At 57.4% G+C, this 17,206-nt stretch carries 18 protein-coding genes; 10 read left to right on the top strand and 8 right to left on the bottom strand.

The genetic code is table 11. The features are described from left to right. Positions 1-10: 10 nt before the first annotated feature. The gene (locus ACLB1Z_RS20155) at positions 11-1,198 is read left to right on the top strand and encodes an efflux RND transporter periplasmic adaptor subunit (RefSeq protein WP_409561433.1); all 1,188 of its coding nucleotides are present in this window, start codon (positions 11-13) and stop codon (positions 1,196-1,198) included. 53 nt (positions 1,199-1,251) lie between these two features. On the opposite strand, the gene ACLB1Z_RS20160 is transcribed toward ACLB1Z_RS20155, so the two are convergent. From ACLB1Z_RS20160 to ACLB1Z_RS20170, 3 genes are all read right to left on the bottom strand, one after another. Beyond that, positions 1,252-1,536, bottom strand: coding sequence for a hypothetical protein (locus tag ACLB1Z_RS20160; protein ID WP_409561434.1), 285 nt, complete (start codon positions 1,534-1,536; stop codon positions 1,252-1,254). A 186-nt stretch (positions 1,537-1,722) separates the two neighbouring features. Further along, the gene (locus tag ACLB1Z_RS20165) at positions 1,723-2,133 is read right to left on the bottom strand and encodes a YeeE/YedE family protein (protein WP_013950064.1); all 411 of its coding nucleotides are present in this window, start codon (positions 2,131-2,133) and stop codon (positions 1,723-1,725) included. Continuing rightward, positions 2,130-2,573, bottom strand: coding sequence for a YeeE/YedE family protein (locus ACLB1Z_RS20170; protein WP_409561435.1), 444 nt, complete (start codon positions 2,571-2,573; stop codon positions 2,130-2,132). Before ACLB1Z_RS20170 ends, ACLB1Z_RS20165 begins: the two co-directional genes overlap by 4 nt. A gap of 385 nt (positions 2,574-2,958) precedes the next feature. Between ACLB1Z_RS20170 and ACLB1Z_RS20175 the strand changes: the two genes are divergently transcribed. From ACLB1Z_RS20175 to ACLB1Z_RS20195, 5 genes are all read left to right on the top strand, one after another. Beyond that, positions 2,959-4,167, top strand: a complete 1,209-nt coding sequence (locus ACLB1Z_RS20175) for a hypothetical protein (RefSeq protein ID WP_409561436.1) — start codon at positions 2,959-2,961, stop codon at positions 4,165-4,167. A gap of 163 nt (positions 4,168-4,330) precedes the next feature. After that, positions 4,331-4,708 (top strand): curli-like amyloid fiber formation chaperone CsgH, encoded by a 378-nt coding sequence (gene csgH / locus ACLB1Z_RS20180; RefSeq protein ID WP_409561437.1) that lies wholly within the window; start codon positions 4,331-4,333, stop codon positions 4,706-4,708. Continuing rightward, on the top strand, positions 4,693-5,205 hold the full coding sequence (locus ACLB1Z_RS20185) for a hypothetical protein (RefSeq protein ID WP_409561438.1): 513 nt from the start codon (positions 4,693-4,695) through the stop codon (positions 5,203-5,205). The genes csgH and ACLB1Z_RS20185 overlap by 16 nt, the downstream gene beginning before the upstream one ends. A 27-nt stretch (positions 5,206-5,232) precedes the next feature. Then, on the top strand, positions 5,233-5,595 hold the full coding sequence (locus tag ACLB1Z_RS20190; RefSeq protein WP_409561439.1) for a curli assembly protein CsgF: 363 nt from the start codon (positions 5,233-5,235) through the stop codon (positions 5,593-5,595). Positions 5,596-5,617: 22 nt separating this feature from the next. Beyond that, the gene (locus ACLB1Z_RS20195) at positions 5,618-6,520 is read left to right on the top strand and encodes a CsgG/HfaB family protein (RefSeq protein WP_409561440.1); all 903 of its coding nucleotides are present in this window, start codon (positions 5,618-5,620) and stop codon (positions 6,518-6,520) included. 555 nt (positions 6,521-7,075) lie between these two features. Here ACLB1Z_RS20195 and ACLB1Z_RS20200 read toward each other — a convergent pair. The 3 genes from ACLB1Z_RS20200 to ACLB1Z_RS20210 all read right to left on the bottom strand — a co-directional run bounded on the left by ACLB1Z_RS20200 (position 7,076) and on the right by ACLB1Z_RS20210 (position 9,174). Beyond that, positions 7,076-7,345: a hypothetical protein gene (locus ACLB1Z_RS20200; RefSeq protein ID WP_409561441.1), complete on the bottom strand. Its 270-nt coding sequence runs from the start codon at positions 7,343-7,345 to the stop codon at positions 7,076-7,078. A 171-nt stretch (positions 7,346-7,516) separates the two neighbouring features. Next, a complete protein-coding gene (locus tag ACLB1Z_RS20205; protein ID WP_409561442.1) occupies positions 7,517-8,605 on the bottom strand; it encodes a helix-turn-helix transcriptional regulator in 1,089 nt (362 codons plus the stop codon). A 209-nt stretch (positions 8,606-8,814) separates the two neighbouring features. Beyond that, positions 8,815-9,174, bottom strand: coding sequence for a hypothetical protein (locus tag ACLB1Z_RS20210; protein ID WP_409561443.1), 360 nt, complete (start codon positions 9,172-9,174; stop codon positions 8,815-8,817). 640 nt (positions 9,175-9,814) lie between these two features. Between ACLB1Z_RS20210 and mprF the strand changes: the two genes are divergently transcribed. Both mprF and ACLB1Z_RS20220 read left to right on the top strand, forming a co-directional pair. Then, positions 9,815-12,454 (top strand): bifunctional lysylphosphatidylglycerol flippase/synthetase MprF, encoded by a 2,640-nt coding sequence (gene mprF / locus ACLB1Z_RS20215; protein WP_409561444.1) that lies wholly within the window; start codon positions 9,815-9,817, stop codon positions 12,452-12,454. Beyond that, positions 12,430-13,821 carry a virulence factor family protein gene (locus ACLB1Z_RS20220; protein WP_409561445.1) on the top strand — a complete coding sequence of 464 codons (1,392 nt, stop codon included), beginning with the start codon at positions 12,430-12,432 and terminating at the stop codon, positions 13,819-13,821. Before mprF ends, ACLB1Z_RS20220 begins: the two co-directional genes overlap by 25 nt. A gap of 13 nt (positions 13,822-13,834) precedes the next feature. Here ACLB1Z_RS20220 and ACLB1Z_RS20225 read toward each other — a convergent pair whose 3' ends face one another. Next, the gene (locus tag ACLB1Z_RS20225) at positions 13,835-14,125 is read right to left on the bottom strand and encodes a PilZ domain-containing protein (RefSeq protein WP_409561446.1); all 291 of its coding nucleotides are present in this window, start codon (positions 14,123-14,125) and stop codon (positions 13,835-13,837) included. Positions 14,126-15,036: 911 nt separating this feature from the next. On the opposite strand from ACLB1Z_RS20225, the gene ACLB1Z_RS20230 reads away from it, so the two are divergent. Together ACLB1Z_RS20230 and ACLB1Z_RS20235 are read left to right on the top strand one after the other, a co-directional pair. Then, positions 15,037-15,399, top strand: coding sequence for a response regulator (locus ACLB1Z_RS20230; RefSeq protein WP_409561447.1), 363 nt, complete (start codon positions 15,037-15,039; stop codon positions 15,397-15,399). After that, positions 15,396-16,751: a putative bifunctional diguanylate cyclase/phosphodiesterase gene (locus tag ACLB1Z_RS20235; protein ID WP_409561448.1), complete on the top strand. Its 1,356-nt coding sequence runs from the start codon at positions 15,396-15,398 to the stop codon at positions 16,749-16,751. Before ACLB1Z_RS20230 ends, ACLB1Z_RS20235 begins: the two co-directional genes overlap by 4 nt. Before the next feature lie 87 nt (positions 16,752-16,838). Here the strand turns inward: ACLB1Z_RS20235 and ACLB1Z_RS20240 are convergent, their stop codons facing one another. Then, entirely contained in the window at positions 16,839-17,204 is a 366-nt protein-coding gene (locus ACLB1Z_RS20240; protein ID WP_409561449.1) for a hypothetical protein, read from the bottom strand. Positions 17,205-17,206 lie beyond the last annotated feature (2 nt).

Raw genomic sequence — 17,206 nt, forward strand, 5'->3', positions numbered from 1 at the left:
GGGATTCGCGATGCGCGTTTGGAAAGCAGCTCTTCTCGGATTGATCGCCATCGGTGGCGTAGCGGCCTATGCCTATCGGGCGGAGATCCCAAAGCTCCTTGCCGAGGTTGAAAGCACCGGCGCCCCGCCGCATCAGGGTGCGTTCGTCATGCCGGTTCCGGTCGCGTCGGTCGTGAAGCGTCCGGTCAGTATCTATCTCGATTATCCGGCGCGGACCGAGTCGATCAATAACATCACGCTGCAAGCGCGCGTCTCCGGTTACCTTCAAGCACAGCACGTGCCTGACGGTTCTGACGTCAAGGAAGGCACGCTGCTTTATACGATCGACCCACGCGACTATCAGGCTGCGCTCGACCGGGCTAAGGCCGAAAAGCAGAGGGATATTGCGGCGCGCGATTACGCCCAATCAAATCTGCAACGCGGAACCGAGCTGACGAAAAGCGGCTGGCTCGCCAAAGATACATTCGACCAGCGGTCGAGTTCGTTGCGCCAGAGCGAGGCTGCAATCAACATCGACGATGCAGCCATTCGCACCGCCGAACTCAATCTCGAGTACACGCAAATCCGTGCGCCGTTCTCAGGCCGGCTTGGCAAGAATCAAGCGCCGATCGGGACGCTGATCAGCGTTGCGGGTGCGCCGCTCAACACGCTCGTTCAACTCGATCCGATTTACGTCACGTTCAACCCGTCGGAAACGGACCTCGATACGATTGAGAAGGTGCGCAAGAGCGGAGCTATAGCGGCAGAGGTCTTCGTGCCGGGCGACAGCAAGCCGCCGCATAAAGGCAAGATCACGTTCGTCGACAATGCGGTTGATCATTTGACGGGCACTTTGACTGCCAGAGCGACGATTGCGAACGCCGACTATGGACTGCTGCCGGGTCAATATGTTCGCATCCATGTACACGCCGGTGAAAACCCGAATGCTCTGATGGTTCCGCAAACGGCGATCGGTTCAAGCCAGCTCGGCAAATACGTTTATGTTGTCGGGCCAAAGAATATTGCCGAGCAAAAGCTGGTGACGCTCGGGCCGACTGAAGGCGATCTCGTCAGCGTGGTTGGACTGGACGAGAAGGATCTCGTGATTACAGGCAATCTGCAGAAAATCGGTCCAGGATCGCCGGTGCAGCCACTCACGGCGCCGCCGCCGCAAGCCAACAAAGCTGCGCTCCAGACCGGCAGCACGACGGTCAATTAAGCTCAGCCAAGCTCGGCACAAGCGTTGCTAGACACCTGGCTCTGCTGCGAAGCTTAGCGCTGCTTTGTTGCGTCTGCTTGGTCGGGAAGCGGGCTTAGAACACTATAGTGCTTATGGCCCGGAAATTCCGCGGACGTGTCGGTTGTCGACGGCGGCATAATCGGTTTTTGAACGACGGGCAGTGGCTTTGTATCGCTCGCGCGGTCGCGAACGATCAGGTACCAGCCGCAGAATGCGGCGATCGCCAGGAGTCCTAAAACCAGCACACCGGTGTTGTCGGTGCCGGGCGGCGGATGCGGAGCGCCCTCATGGTGCTCGGAGGGATCAGAAGCATTCATCGTCGAGCTCCAACCGTTCGCATCTCCAACGATTGGTCATTGGATTTCGCTTGGACGCGCTGATGTTTCATATCCTCGCGTACGACACGGCGTGCAGACAAGATCGTCTTCGTGACATTGGACCACGCTCAAATAGCAACGTCATGGCAGATGTCACTCTGAAGCAAGTGGCGAGGCGATGCAAGATCATGCGCGTTTCAGCCATGCGGCGAGTGCCACTCCGATCAACATCGCCGGCGCGAAAACAAAGATGGCCGGAGACGCGAGCGCGATCGATACGAGCGCCGGGCCAGGACAAAGGCCAACCAGTCCCCAGCCGATCCCAAAGACAGCCGCACCGAGGACAAGCTTACCATCGATCTGCCGGGCGGTCGGAAGATGAAAGCTCTCATCGAGCACAGGCTTTGCGCGGCGGAAGATCAGGCGATAGCCAATAGCGGTGACGATCACGGCGCCACCCATGACAAACGCCAAGCTCGGATCCCAATGACCGGCGATGTCGAGGAAGTTCAGGACCTTTGCCGGGTTGGCCATGCCAGACAGGATGAGACCGAAACCGAACACGAGACCGGCGAGCAGATTGACCAGCACAATCATTGGCCGGCTCCGATCATATGGCGCACAATGAAAACGACAGCGAACGCCATCGTCATGAAAACGGTGGTTGCCACGATGGAGCGAGGCGAAAGCCTTGACAGGCCGCAGACGCCGTGGCCGCTCGTACATCCGCCGCCGTACACCGCGCCGAAGCCAACGAGCAAACCAGCAATCGCCGCAAGCGGCAGGTTATCGGTGATGGTTTGAGAAATCGCGCTACCGGATACTGCCATCCAAACGATCGGCGCTGAAATCAATCCGACCACGAACGCCAGTGCCTGAAGCGGCTTGCTTTCACGCCCCGGTGCGAGCACGCGGCTCAACATTCCGCTGATGCCGGCGATGCGGCCACCCATCAACATGAGAAGAACGGCAGCACAGCCGATCAATGCTCCGCCTACCGCCGATGCGATCGGCGTGAACTCCGTCTCGATTGGCAATGCTCAATCCTTTTTTCGATCGTGATTCCCGTGCGGAAGATAGGCATGATTTGGCGCAATGCGATGTGTCTTCCGGCCCACGTGTGATAGCCGTCAGACTTTGCATTGCGCTTGTGACGATGGGAGACTCTGCTCCGCGCCCAAAGCGGCATCGGATCCAAACCTTCGCGGTTGCATCGCAAGCGTTCATCTCCATGACAGTTCCTTGATGAAATGGCCGGGTAAGGCCTTATTTTTCTTACATTTTTGTATTGATCCCAATCGCGGTCCCTGGGACTGAACGTCATTAAAGCGTAGGGTTAAGAATGTTTTAACGCTGGCGTGGAGGGGATCGGCTGCAGACGGACCTGCTCCGTATTTTGAGTAGTTACGGGGAACGTCATCTATGAACAAAGTGGCAGCACTGGCGCTCGTTCTGGCGAGCGCTTCGTCGGCCTATGCCGCCGACAACGAATCCTTCATCGACCAGATCGGCTCTTCGAACACATCGACAGTTGCGCAGGAAAACGGCAACAACACTCAAGCCGCCCAGCAGGTCGGCACGGGTAACTCGGCCATCACGGCGCAGACCAACGGTTATGCCAACGGCAGCAATGCCTCTGGCGTCGCTCAGTTCGGCAAGAACAACGTCGCGACGACGATCCAGAGCACGAATGCTCCGAACAGCCAGGCGACGGCGATTGCCGTCGGCAATGCCTCGTTCACGACCCAGGTCGGCGAAGCCAATAGCGCACTTGCCGGTCAGACCGGTGGCAAGAACAACCAGGCCACTTTGGAAGTCGGCAAAGGCAACACCGCCATTACGGCGCAGACCGACAACTCAGTCGTCGCCGCCAGCACCAACGGTTCGTTCACCAGCCAGTTCGGCTCGAAAAACCAGTCGCTGACCTCACAGACGACACAGGACCACACCGACAGCCTGACCGGCGTATTCAGCACAGGCGGGCAGAACTCGGCCGCGACCTTCCAGACCGGCGATGCCAACTCGGCGATCACCAGCCAGGATGCGAGTGGCGGTTCGCTTCGCGGCGTTGGCAACCAGGCGCTCACGGTTCAGGCCGGTTCCAAGAATGAAGCGGTTACGGCGCAGAGCGGCACCGTGTTCAACGGCGCAAGCAACAGCCAGACGAATGCGTCGTTCACGGGCCAGTTCGGCTCAGAGAACTCAGCGATCGTCGCTCAGGCCAATGCAGCGAACACGCAGGGTACGCTTCAGTACGGCAGCCAGAACTCGGCAATCACCTCGCAGCAGAACGCGCCGACTTCCACCATCGGAGTCAACAATGCCTTCACCTTTCAGTCGGGCGTGAAGAACGTCGCTTTGACCAACCAGATGATGGCGAATCCGCTGGCAGGCAATACCAACGCGTCGTTCACCGCGCAGACAGGCGCCGGCAACCAAGCCGTTGTGGCCCAAACGACGGCTGATGCTCCGACCGTTGCGGGCGCCGCGAACACGCAGGCAACGTTCCAGGTCGGCAACGGCAACTACGCACTGACGTCGCAGGCCTATAGCGGCTCGGCCAGCGTCGTGAACGCTTCGCTCGTTGCTCAGTACGGCGCCCACAACGCTGCGATCGTTTCCCAGAAGTAGTCTCAGGATCGGTAAGACAGCGGACATTCGTCCGCTGTCTTCTCTTTGCTGCGCAAATGGCAGCCAAGCCGGATCGAAAAACGAACCCTATGCTATCAGTTTAGTTGTTGGCTTCATGTTCCGTTTTCGAAAAGACCAGACTTCCGAATCCGCCGTATGCGGAATGCTGTCACAATATGGCGGCCTGAATTGTCTTGCGGCCTTACTCGTGATCGGTGGCGTTGTTCATGCGAGCGCGACGACATCTTCGGCAGATAACGCGGTGACATGCGATATCCGGAGCGAAAGCAAAAACGGAACGCTTTGGCTCACTGCCATCGCGCATTCACACCATCCGGTCCGTGGGCAGTATCACCTGATCGTCAGCAAGCGCGGCGAGAGCGGCAGCAGCGACAATGCGCAGAGCGGCGAATTCGCCCTCAATCAGGGTCACGACAGCGTTCTGACGACGACGGTCCTGGATGGCGGGGCGATCAGGCACTACAGCGCCCGGCTTTCAATCGAAACGAATGCAGGGAGAGTATCGTGCCATTCACCGTGACGACCAAACCTTTGCGCATGCTTCGCGCCGCGTCCGTTCTTGTCGCCGTATCTCTGGCGCTTTGTGGCCCACAGTCGTCGGCCCACGCTGACGGCGCCTATATCCGTCAAGCAGCAACAGAGACAACAGAGCGTATGGCATCGCAGCCAATTCAGGTCGCGCCTGCTTCTCCTTATACGCAAGGTTCGGTAGCGTATGTTCCGACGCCGGAAATGGCCACACCCAGCAAAAGCCTCAACCTCGCGCTGACGCTCGAGGCCGGACGAAACAACGCCGTCGCGCAGTTCCAGGCCGGGCAAAACAACTTTTCAAATGTCGGCGTTCTCGGCGGTTCTCGCAACGCTGTCGGCGTACTGCAGGCGGGTAACGACGTCTCGAACCTTTATCTGGTCAACACACAAAGCCTTTCGGTCGGCGTTTTGCAGCCGAAGGGCGCAGCGCCGTCCAACGTGCTCATCGCCCGTCTGCCGAATGGTGCACTCCTCATCAAAAAATAGCGGACCTTCTCAGAAACGGATTCAATGATGCTGAAGATTGTTATGCGTACCGTCGGCATGGTGTTGAGCTTGGTTTGTCTCGCTGACGACAGCGGAGCCACTCAATTGGTTTATCATCCCGCCAATCCCACCTTTGGCGGTAATCCGCTCAATGGCAGCTATCTGCTCTCACAGGCCCAGGCGCAGGGACTGGGCACAAAATCGGGCGCCGCCGGCCCTGACCTCTCCGGCCTCGAAAACTCGCTGAACAACATCGGCGCTGGCGGCGGCGACGGCTCCGTCATTGTGATCGGTGGAAGCGGCAGCAGCCAAAGCGGGAGCGGAGGCAACGGGGCGACAGGCGGCACGCAGCAGCAGACACTCCCGACGAACAGCCACAACATTCCGTAACGCGTATCGGCCGGGGGCATTTGTGACTTATCGTAAAGCGTGTTTCGTAGCAGCAGGCGTGCTTGCCTTGGGTCTCTGCGGCTGCACCACTATTTCGCCAATTACGGGCAGCGTTGACGATCGCTTGGACCAAGCGCCAAGGCTCGTTCCCGATACCAAATCCGGCATCGCGCTCGATGCGCTTCCGCCGCCGGTGCGAAGGCTCGACGTTTCCGTCTACGACTTTCCCGACCTGACGGGGCAAAACAAGTCAAACGATAATTTTGCCGAATTTTCGCGAGCGCTCACGCAGGGCGGCGGTGCGGTTTTGATCGACGTCCTGACGAAAGCCGGTGACGGCAGATGGTTCAACGTCGTCGAGCGCAACGATTTACAGCCGCTGCTACAGGAACGGCAGATCATACAGAATACTCGCGCCGCGCTTGACGGCAATAAGGCCAAAGCACTGTCACCATTGCGCTTTGCCGGGATCATCCTGGAAGGCGGCATCATCGGCTACGATACCGATGAGACGAACGGCGGCATAGGCGCGACTTATCTCGGCATTGGCGGGGACATGCAGTATCGCCGCGATGTCATCACCGTCGCGCTGCGCGCCGTCAGCGTCCAGTCAGGTCGCGTTCTCGCCTCAGTCACGACGACCAAAACGCTTTATTCCGTGCTCGTCCACGGCTCGGCGTTCCAATATGCAGCCGTCGATCAGCTTCTGCAGGCCGAACTGGGATTCACCAAGAACGCGCCCGCTACGCTGGCGGTACGCGATGGCATTCAGCTTGCTGTCTATGCCCTTATATTTGAAGGCGTGAAGAAGCACCTTTGGGAATTCAGGGATCGCGCCGCGGGAACTGCTTTTATGCGCGAACTCGACCGCCAGCAACAGGCCGTTGCCATTGCGCCGGACGTGAGCTCCTCTCCAAAAAGTTGAGGCTGGTTTTTACGCTATCTCGGGATCGGGCGGGCTTGCTGTGTCGCGGCGTAGCACGCCTGCGAGGGCGTGTTTTCGCGATCGCATGCCTCGGGCTGTCTGGCAGATGGCTGTTCTGGACCTTCTGCGGGCTTCAGGTTGCCGTCTCCCGTACCGTCCTGGGCGCCTTTGCGAAGGGTCGGATCACTCTTTTCAAATGCGTTCTTCGGAGGCTGCTCGATGTAAACTTCCGATCCGGCTCGTTGGAGACGCGCGCCGGGTGGTTCTGCTTGTATACCGGACGTGGGCCGGGCAACCATCGCAGTTGCAACGAGCGCTCCTGCCACAAACTGTTTCCAATATCTCATCGGATTCGCTCTCAAGCCTCATCCGAACTGAGTAGGCCAACGACGTGACGGTTTGATAGCAGTGGCCTGGGCACGCATCAAAGCGATCACGTCACACAGCTAGAGCCTGCCCAATGTCTCGGCTTTCAATGTGATCGTTGCGTGATCGGAGCGCGGCGTCTTTCGTCAACGCCCCATTCCCCTATCCGCGCCCTTCGGCAGCGCGGAATTAATTCGAGATATGTTCTTCCATCGAAGAATTTAAAAGCGCTCGCTCAACCGCAACTTTCAATCCGCTCAACGCCTTATGAAGGACGATCAAAAGCTCACGGTCGGCCTCAGAAAGATCAGTGTGCGCGCCTTCTTCCACGGCGCGGCAGAGGGCGAGAAAGTCGAGTCGATCATCTGACATAATATCTCCTTCAAATGGTACCGAAGGCACGACGCTGTCGCGTATCAGGCAATGAGAAGAACTCAAAAAATTAGGTGGAATCGCCATTTATGGATTAACAATCACGCTTCAAGATATGTTCAATCGTAGCTTCGCACAGCTCAGACGCTCCGGACGGAAGCCATCCGATCTCTCTCTTTCTCGTGCCCTTCGATAAAATTATCTCACTTCAATCGAAATTCGGAACCCTATACTTTTAGCGTAATTAATTTGTCGCCTTTATGAATTTCGTTGCAGAAGCCAGGCGACGAGCGCCGCCTGTCTATTCGTTCCGGTCTTCGCAAACAACGCTGCGAGCTGCTTACGTGCTGTGTTGATCGATACACCGACATGTTCGCTAAACTCTGCGAGGGATTGACCGTTCAATAGAGCGTCAGCCAACCGCGCTTCGGCAGTCGTGAATTGTTCTGGAAAACGAGATGCACTGTTACTTGGCTGCGCAATAACGAGAACAAGGGCCATTGGCATGGCAATCATTGGTAATTTTAAAACAATAAGCGACACCCGATCTCCCGTCGTGAACGACCGGCAGTGGACGGGACCGCCGAATGGATCGCGACGAACAAACACGGCGTCGATTGCAGCGACAAGCGCGGACTGGATATCGCTGTCTCTTCCTCGCAATTTACCCAGCGGATCGACCGTTAAAAATAATCCCTCCCGCAATAGGCTTTCCGCGGGCGGATTTGCGGCCTTAACGGCGCGAGTTTGCGAGATCAGCATGGCGGCGCACGAGAATTGTGCGGGCAGACCACCCGGGATCGGGTCCACACGGCTGACTTTCGAAAGGGTGACGGCGCGTTTTATATGCGGCGCCAGAATTTCAAACTGTTTGATGTAGCGATCGTTGTTCCGCTCCAGCTGTTTTTCTTTGGGGGCTATCGCGAGGATCACCATTTGCTGGATATCCTTATGGACCATACACCCGAGATGATCCGGACTAATACCCTGAGGTTTCATCCAATCATTATAGAATTCGGTGCGCAGTGCTTCTTCTCTACTCAGCACCGTCGTTGCCGGAACGACTTGGAGAAAAGGTAGTTTGGCGAACGATTGAATAGGATAGGGATTGCAGCTCGCGAAGTGCTCCTGGTAGCCGATAAGATATTCGGCCTCGAGCCCGAAGGGATGCGCCAGCGGCGTTGTCTGCGTTTCGATATCGAAGAAATGCAGAATGCCATTCGCTCCATCAAAGGGCTTCATCAGCCCCTGGAGAAATATCGGCCACTGATCTCCGTCTAGGGCTGCGCCGTAGAGGAGATCCAGCAACGCCGGCAGCTCCTCTGCAACGAAGGCGCTCATCGTCATGGCTAGCGTGACTTTAGATAGAATAAAAAATGCCGCTCGGTCCGAGCCCAAATATGAATATTAGAGAGATTGACCGTCCAATTCTCAGTTGGCAATAGTCTTCGCGTCATTCTCGAAATATGAAAAACTATGTAACTGAGACAGCTCACCGAAATTGCGCCGTGAACGCACATTTGCCGGGGACTTTCCTAGCGCTGCTCCGGCGCACGCTATTTTGAACTCTGCAAGAGTTCTTGATCCAGGTTGAAGGCCTGGCATCCCCCAGCCGCAAGCAGGGCGTTGACGCCATCTGCCTCATAGCGAAGGTTCGATATCTCTACGGACTTTTGAGGGTCGACGTCTTTTTTGCCGCCAAGCAAATCGAACAGGTTGCTGTTCGTAGCCGGCGCTGCAGCCTGAAGCGCTTTGATCTTATTGATGCGTTGGCGCACATAGTCCTGCGGCGCCGCGCAGGGATCGTCATTTGTGTCGGAGACAGCTTTGGGCCGATGTCTGGCCATGCTCGGATGCGCGATGCACACCACAGCAGCTGCCAGCAAAAATACGGAAATCAAATCCCGGCTGCGCATTCGCCCTGTTCCCCCGGCATCGCCGTCGAAGCACGTGACCGACAACGATAAAGATACGTCCATGCGCTGCACGATCTCAATAGATCGAACGCAAGAGGGGGATATATGTCCAAGCGCTGAACGCTCAAGCGGAGCGGCCAAAATATTCGCCCCCTTGGGCCGAAGCGCAACGACAAACCCGCGGTTTACTGCAAGACTGTCGTCTTCTGTTGATTATCGTATCGAATCACGTCGGCCGCTGGCAGGGACCTCCGCGATTTGAGAGTCGATTAATCGACAGTCGGCGGATGGGACGGGAACGCAGAGTGAGACGATGGCGTCGGGAAACTGGTATGTCTGCGGATTATGTTCCTCGAGCGTCGTAGCGGCGGCGAGCGCCACGGCATCGTTTTCGGAAGAGGGGATAGCGGAGGAGCTTGTACCTTCGTTCCAGCTGAGCCCGCCCGGCCGCCTGATCGCCAATGCGCTGAATGTGCGGCCTTTTAGCTTTGCACGTCCATCATTGGCCGGCCTGTGGAGATTGCCGATAACGTAAGAAGAGCGTTTCTTTCAAGATTACCAATGCCTAACTTTTCCGGCTCCGAGCCCCGCGCTAGCACCGGTGCGGATCAATCTTCCCTTTCGGATGGTACACTTTACAATGGCTGAGACGCAGAATGAGGCTCCACAGCCGACGGCGCCCGGCCCAAGACTTCTCGAACGCATCGATTGGTCCGTTGTCGGCGCCATCGTCGCACTCGCGGCATTCTCTTATGCGGCGACGGTCCTTTATCGGAACCTCGAAGAGATCTCGTGGCCGCAGGTCCGGCACACGATAGCAACGTTCCCGCTTTCGCATCTGGCGCTCTCTGGACTGTTTACTGTCCTCTCCTATGGGGCGCTGGTAGGCTATGACCTCATCGCGCTCAGGGTTGTCGGCGCCAGGCAAGTCCCGCTACGCATTGCGGCGATCACGTCTTTCATCAGCCATGCCGTGACCTTTACGTTCGGCTTCGGCGTTCTCACGGGCGGCGCAGTCCGGCTGCGGCTCTATCGCGTCTGGGGCGTCGATACCGACCGCGTCCTCGGCATCGTAATGCTTTGTGCGCTAAGTTTCTGGGCAGGTCTTGCGACAATTGCCGGGATCTGCCTCGCGGTCGATCCGCAGCTCGTCTCCGCACTGGTGCACCTGAGCGTGCCCACATGCCGGCTGGCGGGAACGATGATCCTGGCCGTCATTGCTCTCTGGCTCGTCTACGTGTCGATCCGTCCAATCCGGATCGAAATCGGGAATTGGCGGCTGCCGCTCCCCGGCACGCGCGCAACGATCGGGGCAATCTTCGTCGGCATGCTCGACGTTGCGGCGGCGGCATCGGCGCTTTGGGTGCTGTTGCCCCAAGATCTGCACATCACGATGCCGGGCTTTTTCGTTGTTTTTGCCCTCGCGACCGTGCTCGGCGTCGTCAGTCACGTACCGGGCGGCCTCGGCGTATTCGACGCCGTCATCCTACTCGGCGTGACGCAGCATCCGAGCGGCGAACTCGTCGGTTCGCTCCTGCTTTTCCGGCTGATTTATTACATCGCGCCGGTCATTGTCGCGCTGACGATGCTGATGGTGCACGAGATGCGCGGCCGAAGTGGCATAGCGCATGAGGACGACAGCACCTCCGCCACGATCATCGAACCGATCATTCCGCCGCTCGCAGCCATCGTGACCTTTTCCGGCGGGCTGATCCTGGTGATTTCTGGAACGCTTCCCGCCCACCGCCTGTGGCTCATTCGCGATTTTCTGCCGTTGCCGTTCGTCGAGGCCTCGCATTTCATCGCGAGCCTCGTCGGAACCGTTCTTCTGCTGATCGCAAACGGCTTGGCGCACCGGCTACGTTCAGCGTGGCAACTGGCAATCGTCCTGCTGCTCAGCGGCGCTGTTTTCTCCATCACAAAAGGTTTCGATTTCATCGAGGCACTCGCGTGTCTCGCGGCGGCCTTGATCCTGATTGCGGGACGGCGGGAGTTCTACCGCAAGGGAGGCGTACTTGCAGGCCGACTATCGGCATCAGCAATTCTTGCGGTGTTGATCGCTATCGGCGCGTCGATCCTGATCGGACTGGCCATCTATCGCGGCGTGCCCTACGACAATTCGCTGTGGTGGGAATTCGCCTACCATCAGGATGCGTCGCGCTTTCTGCGCGCTACGCTCGGCGCAGCGATCATCGTGATGTTCATCGCCTCTTACCAGCTGCTCCACAAAGCGCCGAACATCAGCCGCAAGGCCTCAGCCGCAGAACTTCGGCGTGCGAAAGAAATCGCACATCACTCCTCGCAAGTCACAGCCGAGCTGGCATTCATCGGCGACAAGCGCTTTCTGTTTTCGCAGAGCGGCAACGGTTTCGTGATGTATGGCGTCCGCGGATCGACGTGGGTCGCGATGGGTGACCCGATTGCGAACAACAGCGCCGACCTCATCGATCTCGTTTGGCGGTTCAAGGAAAGCGCCGACGAGCAGAAAGGGGCTCCGGTTTTCTATCAGATCACTGCGGATCATCTGCCTATCTATCTCGATGCCGGTTTTTCCTTGATCAAGCTCGGAGAGGAAGCGTGGGTCAATCTCGAGACGTTCACGCTGGATGGCAAAGCTGGAAAACGGCTTCGCCAAACTAAGACGCGTGCAGAGAAGGCCAATATCGAATTCGAAATCTTGCCCGCCGCGATCGTGTCGAAATTCCTTCCGGCGTTAAAGCGCGTATCGGACGCATGGCTCGCCCAGCGTGGACATCGCGAGAAGGGCTTTTCTCTCGGCTTTTGGAATCCCGAGTATGTCGAACGCCACGACATTGCGGTGCTTCGTCATGAAAACCGCATCGTGGCATTCGCGAACCTCTGGCGGAACACGCCGGCTTCTGCGTGCACGCTGGATTTGATGCGCCAGGTTCCCGGCGCCCCGGAGGGGGCGATGGAATATCTCGTGCTCAAGCTTTTGGAGCAGGCGAAGGCCGAAGGCTATAAGTGGTTCAATCTCGGGATGGCGCCGCTCTCGGGCCTTCCCGATCACAGACTGGCATCGCGGTGGGCTCGTCTCGCCGGTTTGTTTTTCCGATACGGCGACCGGCTCTATCACTTCGAGGGGGTCCGTATTTTCAAAAGCAAGTTCAAGCCGGAGTGGCGCACGAAATACCTCGCCTACGAGCACGGGTTGCGCCTGCCGCAAACTCTTTTCGACATCGCCTCCCTCATCAGCGCCAGCGCACGGCGCTCAACATCCGACGGGAATAAAGAATGGTCCAAAGATCGCGCCATCTAGGCATCGCTCGCGTGTTGGCCGCAGCCTTCGGCATTTTCTGTGTGATTATCTCTATCGGAACGCCTGCGTCTGCCGACACGAAAACCATCGCGCAAAAGCGATTTGGCAATGTCCCGGTCCTGTGGTCCGGCAATGCACCTTCCGCCTTTGTCGTTCTGATGGCTGATCCCGATGCAGCGTCGCCTTCCTACAAGCCCATAGCCGCTGCGCTCGAGAGCCAAGGCGCGGCGGTCGCAATTCTCGACGCCGGCGTGATGCGTGGCATTCTCAATACGACCCTCCCGGCGGGCCAATGCAATCAACTCTTCGGCGACATCGAAGATCTCGTGCGACTGTCCGAACGTGCGCTCGGCATGCAAGCGTGGGAATCGCCGGTTTTCTTCGGCCTCGGGCGATCCGGCACGATCGCGTATCTCACTCTGGCGCAAGCACCGCCGAACAGCGTGTCAGGGGCGCTGAGTTCCGGATTTTCGCCTTCGCTCACATCAAAGGCTGCTTTTTGCAGCGGCGCGCCGGTTCTTGGGAACAAGGATGGCGCGTTCGAATATGGGCCGATCAAGCTCAACGGCAAATGGGCACTCTTTACCCAGGATCCGGCGAGTACCGCTCTTAAACCCTTCGTCGCGGTCAACCCCGGCACTTCGATCGAACAGGGAGAGGCGACCGATGGTTCAACCCTATCGTTAGCGGTCAAAGCCGTGTTCGACATGACCCTCGTGCCGAAAGCCTCCATTAGCGATCTGCCGCTGACCGAACTTCCCGCAAAGAACCCTACGGGTCTTGCGATCTTTCTTTCGGGGGATGGCGGGTGGCGGGACATCGACAAGCAAATCGGCGAGACACTGTCGAAGAACGGCATCTCCGTTATCGGCCTCGATACCCTGCGGTACTTCTGGAGCGAGAAGAACCCGCAAACGATCGCCGACGATCTCGATCGCATCGCGCGTTATTATAGAAGGGCGTGGCATATCCAGGATGTTTCATTGATCGGCTACTCATTTGGAGCCGCAACCATTCCAATGGTCTGGACGAAGCTCGATCCCGATCTGCAAAAGCAGGTCAAGCTGATCGTGCTGATGGCGCCGGAGCCGGTTGGGCGTCTCGAAATGTCAATGGCAGGTTGGCTCGGCATTCCATCATCCGCCGACATCAGCCTGCGTCCGTTCATGGCCGAGTTACCCAAGGATAAGGTAACGTGCATCTTCAGCGTCGAAGAGAAAGCGGATGGCGATACCGGATGTACGTTGTCGGAACTCAAAGGCGCGACGCTCATTGAAAGAACCGGCGGCCATCATTTCGGCGGCGCGTACTTAGAGATCGCTAAGCTCATTTTGGACCGCTGGGCAGCTGCCGAAAGACAGCATTGACCCAGACGTTTGCTTATATCCGCTTGCCGAAGCCGGCTGACCGGCGCGCAGCCGGCACGGCGATGGCGGCATCGACGTATTGAACCCCGGCGCGATTGGGGGACGTCCACTTGACGCGCACACGACGGCGACTGCCAGAGAACGTATCGTGGATGACGAATGATTTCGGCAACCACTCGCTGTTTTCAACCAGCAGCAACGCTCCGCCGCGCGAGGTATCGGCGATGCGGCACGTCAAGACCTGACCCTCGCCGAGTTCAATTTTCGCCGGACGACTTACGGGTTTTCGTTCTTCCTTGCGCATGGCGAATGTTCAAAAAATCAGAAATTTAATGGAACATTTACCGATCTCAGGGCCAAGCCGACGAGCACAATCTCTGTTGATGGTAACTGCTCGAGACGGAGCAGTTCGATTGCAGGCCTGAAAAACCAGTGCTGTCATTGCCCTACGAAGCTGCTGGCGCAAAAACGAATGATGTTTATTTTGCGTGCTATAGCCCAGGCCCGCAATGCGTCAGATGAGCCAAACGGGTCTCGTTGCAATATTCGACAAAGCAACGCGTGCGACAACTATTAGGAAATTAACGCCTAGTTTTCTCGCTTGAGATTTGTCCGCTCCATCCGATCACGCATTGCCCCCCAAGGTCGGCTCGCAGCGCCTGCATGGAAATTGAGCGTCGCGACGGACTCAGCCATTCGCTGCATTCCGATTGATAAGAAGGCGAAACTCACATTTGCAAGCGGCAACCTTTTTGTCGGGAAGACAATCGCGAGATCATTCGATGCATTTCAGGCGAATAGAGCCTGCGGAAGTAATTCGCCACGTGCGAGCAAGACGGATCGCGAGAATCTCCTCTCTGAGATGCGCACACTGAATCGTGCCAATGGTGTAATTGCAATGTCTCGATCGCGCTTGCGTCGAATGCTGATCACTGGCATTCCATCGCGATAATTGTCTTTCAAAAAGACGCCATTTTCAAAAGCGCATGGCGATTGTTCGCTTAGTGCTCCTCGAAACCGCTTTATGCCGATTTTTATTATTCAAAAGTCGTAGCGATATTTTAAAATTCCGGTTCTCAAGCGCCATTTCGAAATGTGGCAAATTAAGCGATCTTTCACTCCTGTGGCGTACTATTGAACTACGTGCAAGCAGTGACGCGTCGTGCCGCAGCATTGCGATCGTGCGTGAGAATTTGCGTCATGGTGGGGAAGCTTATGCCGACACTGCTCGCGATCGATGATTCGCCAAGCGTCCGGCAGATGATCCGGGTAACATTCGCAAGCGCCGGATTCGACATCATAGAAGCATCCGACGGACTAGAGGGCCTTCAAAAGGCGACTTCCAATCTCATCGACATCGTCGTTACCGATCTCAATATGCCACGAATGAATGGACTTGCGTTCATTCGGCATTTACGCGCGCGACCATCCTACCACGGTCTGCCCATCATCGTATTGACAACCGAGTCCGATCAGGCGGCACGCAAAGAAGCCAGTGCCGCCGGAGCGTCGGCGTGGATTACTAAGCCGTTCAGTGCACAGGGGCTTCTCGATATCGCGCGTGGGTTTTTGAAATGACCGAACTCTCCGGCTCAGAATGTGAGCATGAACTCATCGTTCGTCTCAGTCAGCTGGCGGTTTGTGACCCACTAACCGGTCTACACAATCGCGGAACGCTCAAGGAATTGTTCGCTAGAATTCTTGAGCAGGCGACAACGGACGGGCAGACCGTCGGCATTCTCTACATTGACCTCGACGATTTTCGCGCCGTCAATAAGTTGCATGGCCAGGCGGTCGGAGATGTCATCATCAGCCGCATCGCCAACCGGCTGCGTTCGATCTCTAGCGACACTGACACGATCGTGCGCACGGGCGGCGACGAATTTTTGCTGATCTCCCCCAGCGATAAACCGGACTGCGAGTTCAGCGCGAAGGCGCATCACATCGTTGACACGCTGCGCGAGCCCCACGTCCTCGAAAACGGCAAGACGATCCGCGTCACGGCTTGTGTCGGCACCGCACACTTTCCCATCCACGGGGCCGATCATGAGGAGCTAATCGCCGCGGCCGAATTGGCGCTGCATCACGCCAAGAAAATCGGCGACGAGGTCACGGCGTTTTCCCCTGAGATGCTGAATACAGAGCACAGGCGTCTCATCTTCGAACACGACGTCAGCCTCTCGCTGGAACGGGGCGAGCTTTCCCTCGCCTTTCAACCGCAGGCGGAAGCCTCAACGTCCGCCATCAGTGGATTTGAAGCGCTTGCGCGTTGGCAGCATCCCGATTTTGGTCCGGTGTCTCCCGCCGATTTTATCCCCGCGGCCGAGGCATCCGGAGCCATCGGCGCCATCGGCGCTTATGTCCTGCGTGAGGCTTGCCGCGAGGCATCCTCGTGGAAAAATGGTCTTCGCATTGCTGTTAATGTATCGCCCGTGCAAATCGAACGCGGCGATTTCGTACAAGTCGTCAGAAACGCGCTCATCGAAACCGGTTTGGCGCCGGAACGCCTTGAAATCGAAGTGACCGAGAGCCTGTTCATCCAGAATCTCGCTTACGCGTCGAAGGTTCTCACCGGGGTTAAGGGTCTCGGCGTCAGCGTTGCGCTCGATGACTTCGGCACCGGCTATTCATCTCTTGGTACACTCCGTGCTTTCCCATTCGACCGCATCAAGATTGATCGGAGTTTCGTCTTCGATATGGTTCGCAATTCGAATGCGGCTGCAATCGTCGATTCCGTGCTTGGGCTTGGGCGCGCGATGGGTTTGACCGTCGTTGCTGAAGGCGTCGAAACAGAAGAACAACTGAAGCTTCTGCGAACGCTCGGATGCCAGCAGATCCAGGGCTACCTCATCGGCAAGCCGATGCCGGCGGGACATTACGCCGCCGTCACCGGTAAAGTCTCCAATCATACATCGCCAGTTATGGTCTGACTCGTGCGCAACATGCTTGTGCCGAACACGCAAACTTTCGTCCGTCATACCAAATTGGACACCCGCATTTCGATGATTGAGGCAATCTTAGGCCGTCTGGAAACTTCGAGAAGCCAGATCGAGGGGAAATTCTCGCGCGCGGGAACGATACTCGAATCCGCCGTCTCTTTGATCAGTCAACAGCTCGAATACCTCCAGCAGTTGAGTACCCTTCTTGACGGCGAAGCCGTTGGAGAAGCGACGCGGGAACTCTCCGCCGCCGCCGAAGAGCTGCGGTCTCTGCCGAATATGCTCAGCGAGCGCGGGCAAGAGCTGCGCGATCTGGAATGCCGAAGCGCAGAATTGCTGCGCGATATCGAAGATATGCGAAGCCTCCTGCGCTACCTTCTGGTCTTCGCCCTCAACTTGAAGATCACTGCTGCCGACGATCTGCAAGACGCTCAACAGTTTCACGC

Origin of the sequence: Hyphomicrobium sp. MC8b (assembly GCF_905067615.1) — a bacterium.
Classification (GTDB): Bacteria; Pseudomonadota; Alphaproteobacteria; order Rhizobiales; family Hyphomicrobiaceae; genus Hyphomicrobium_B.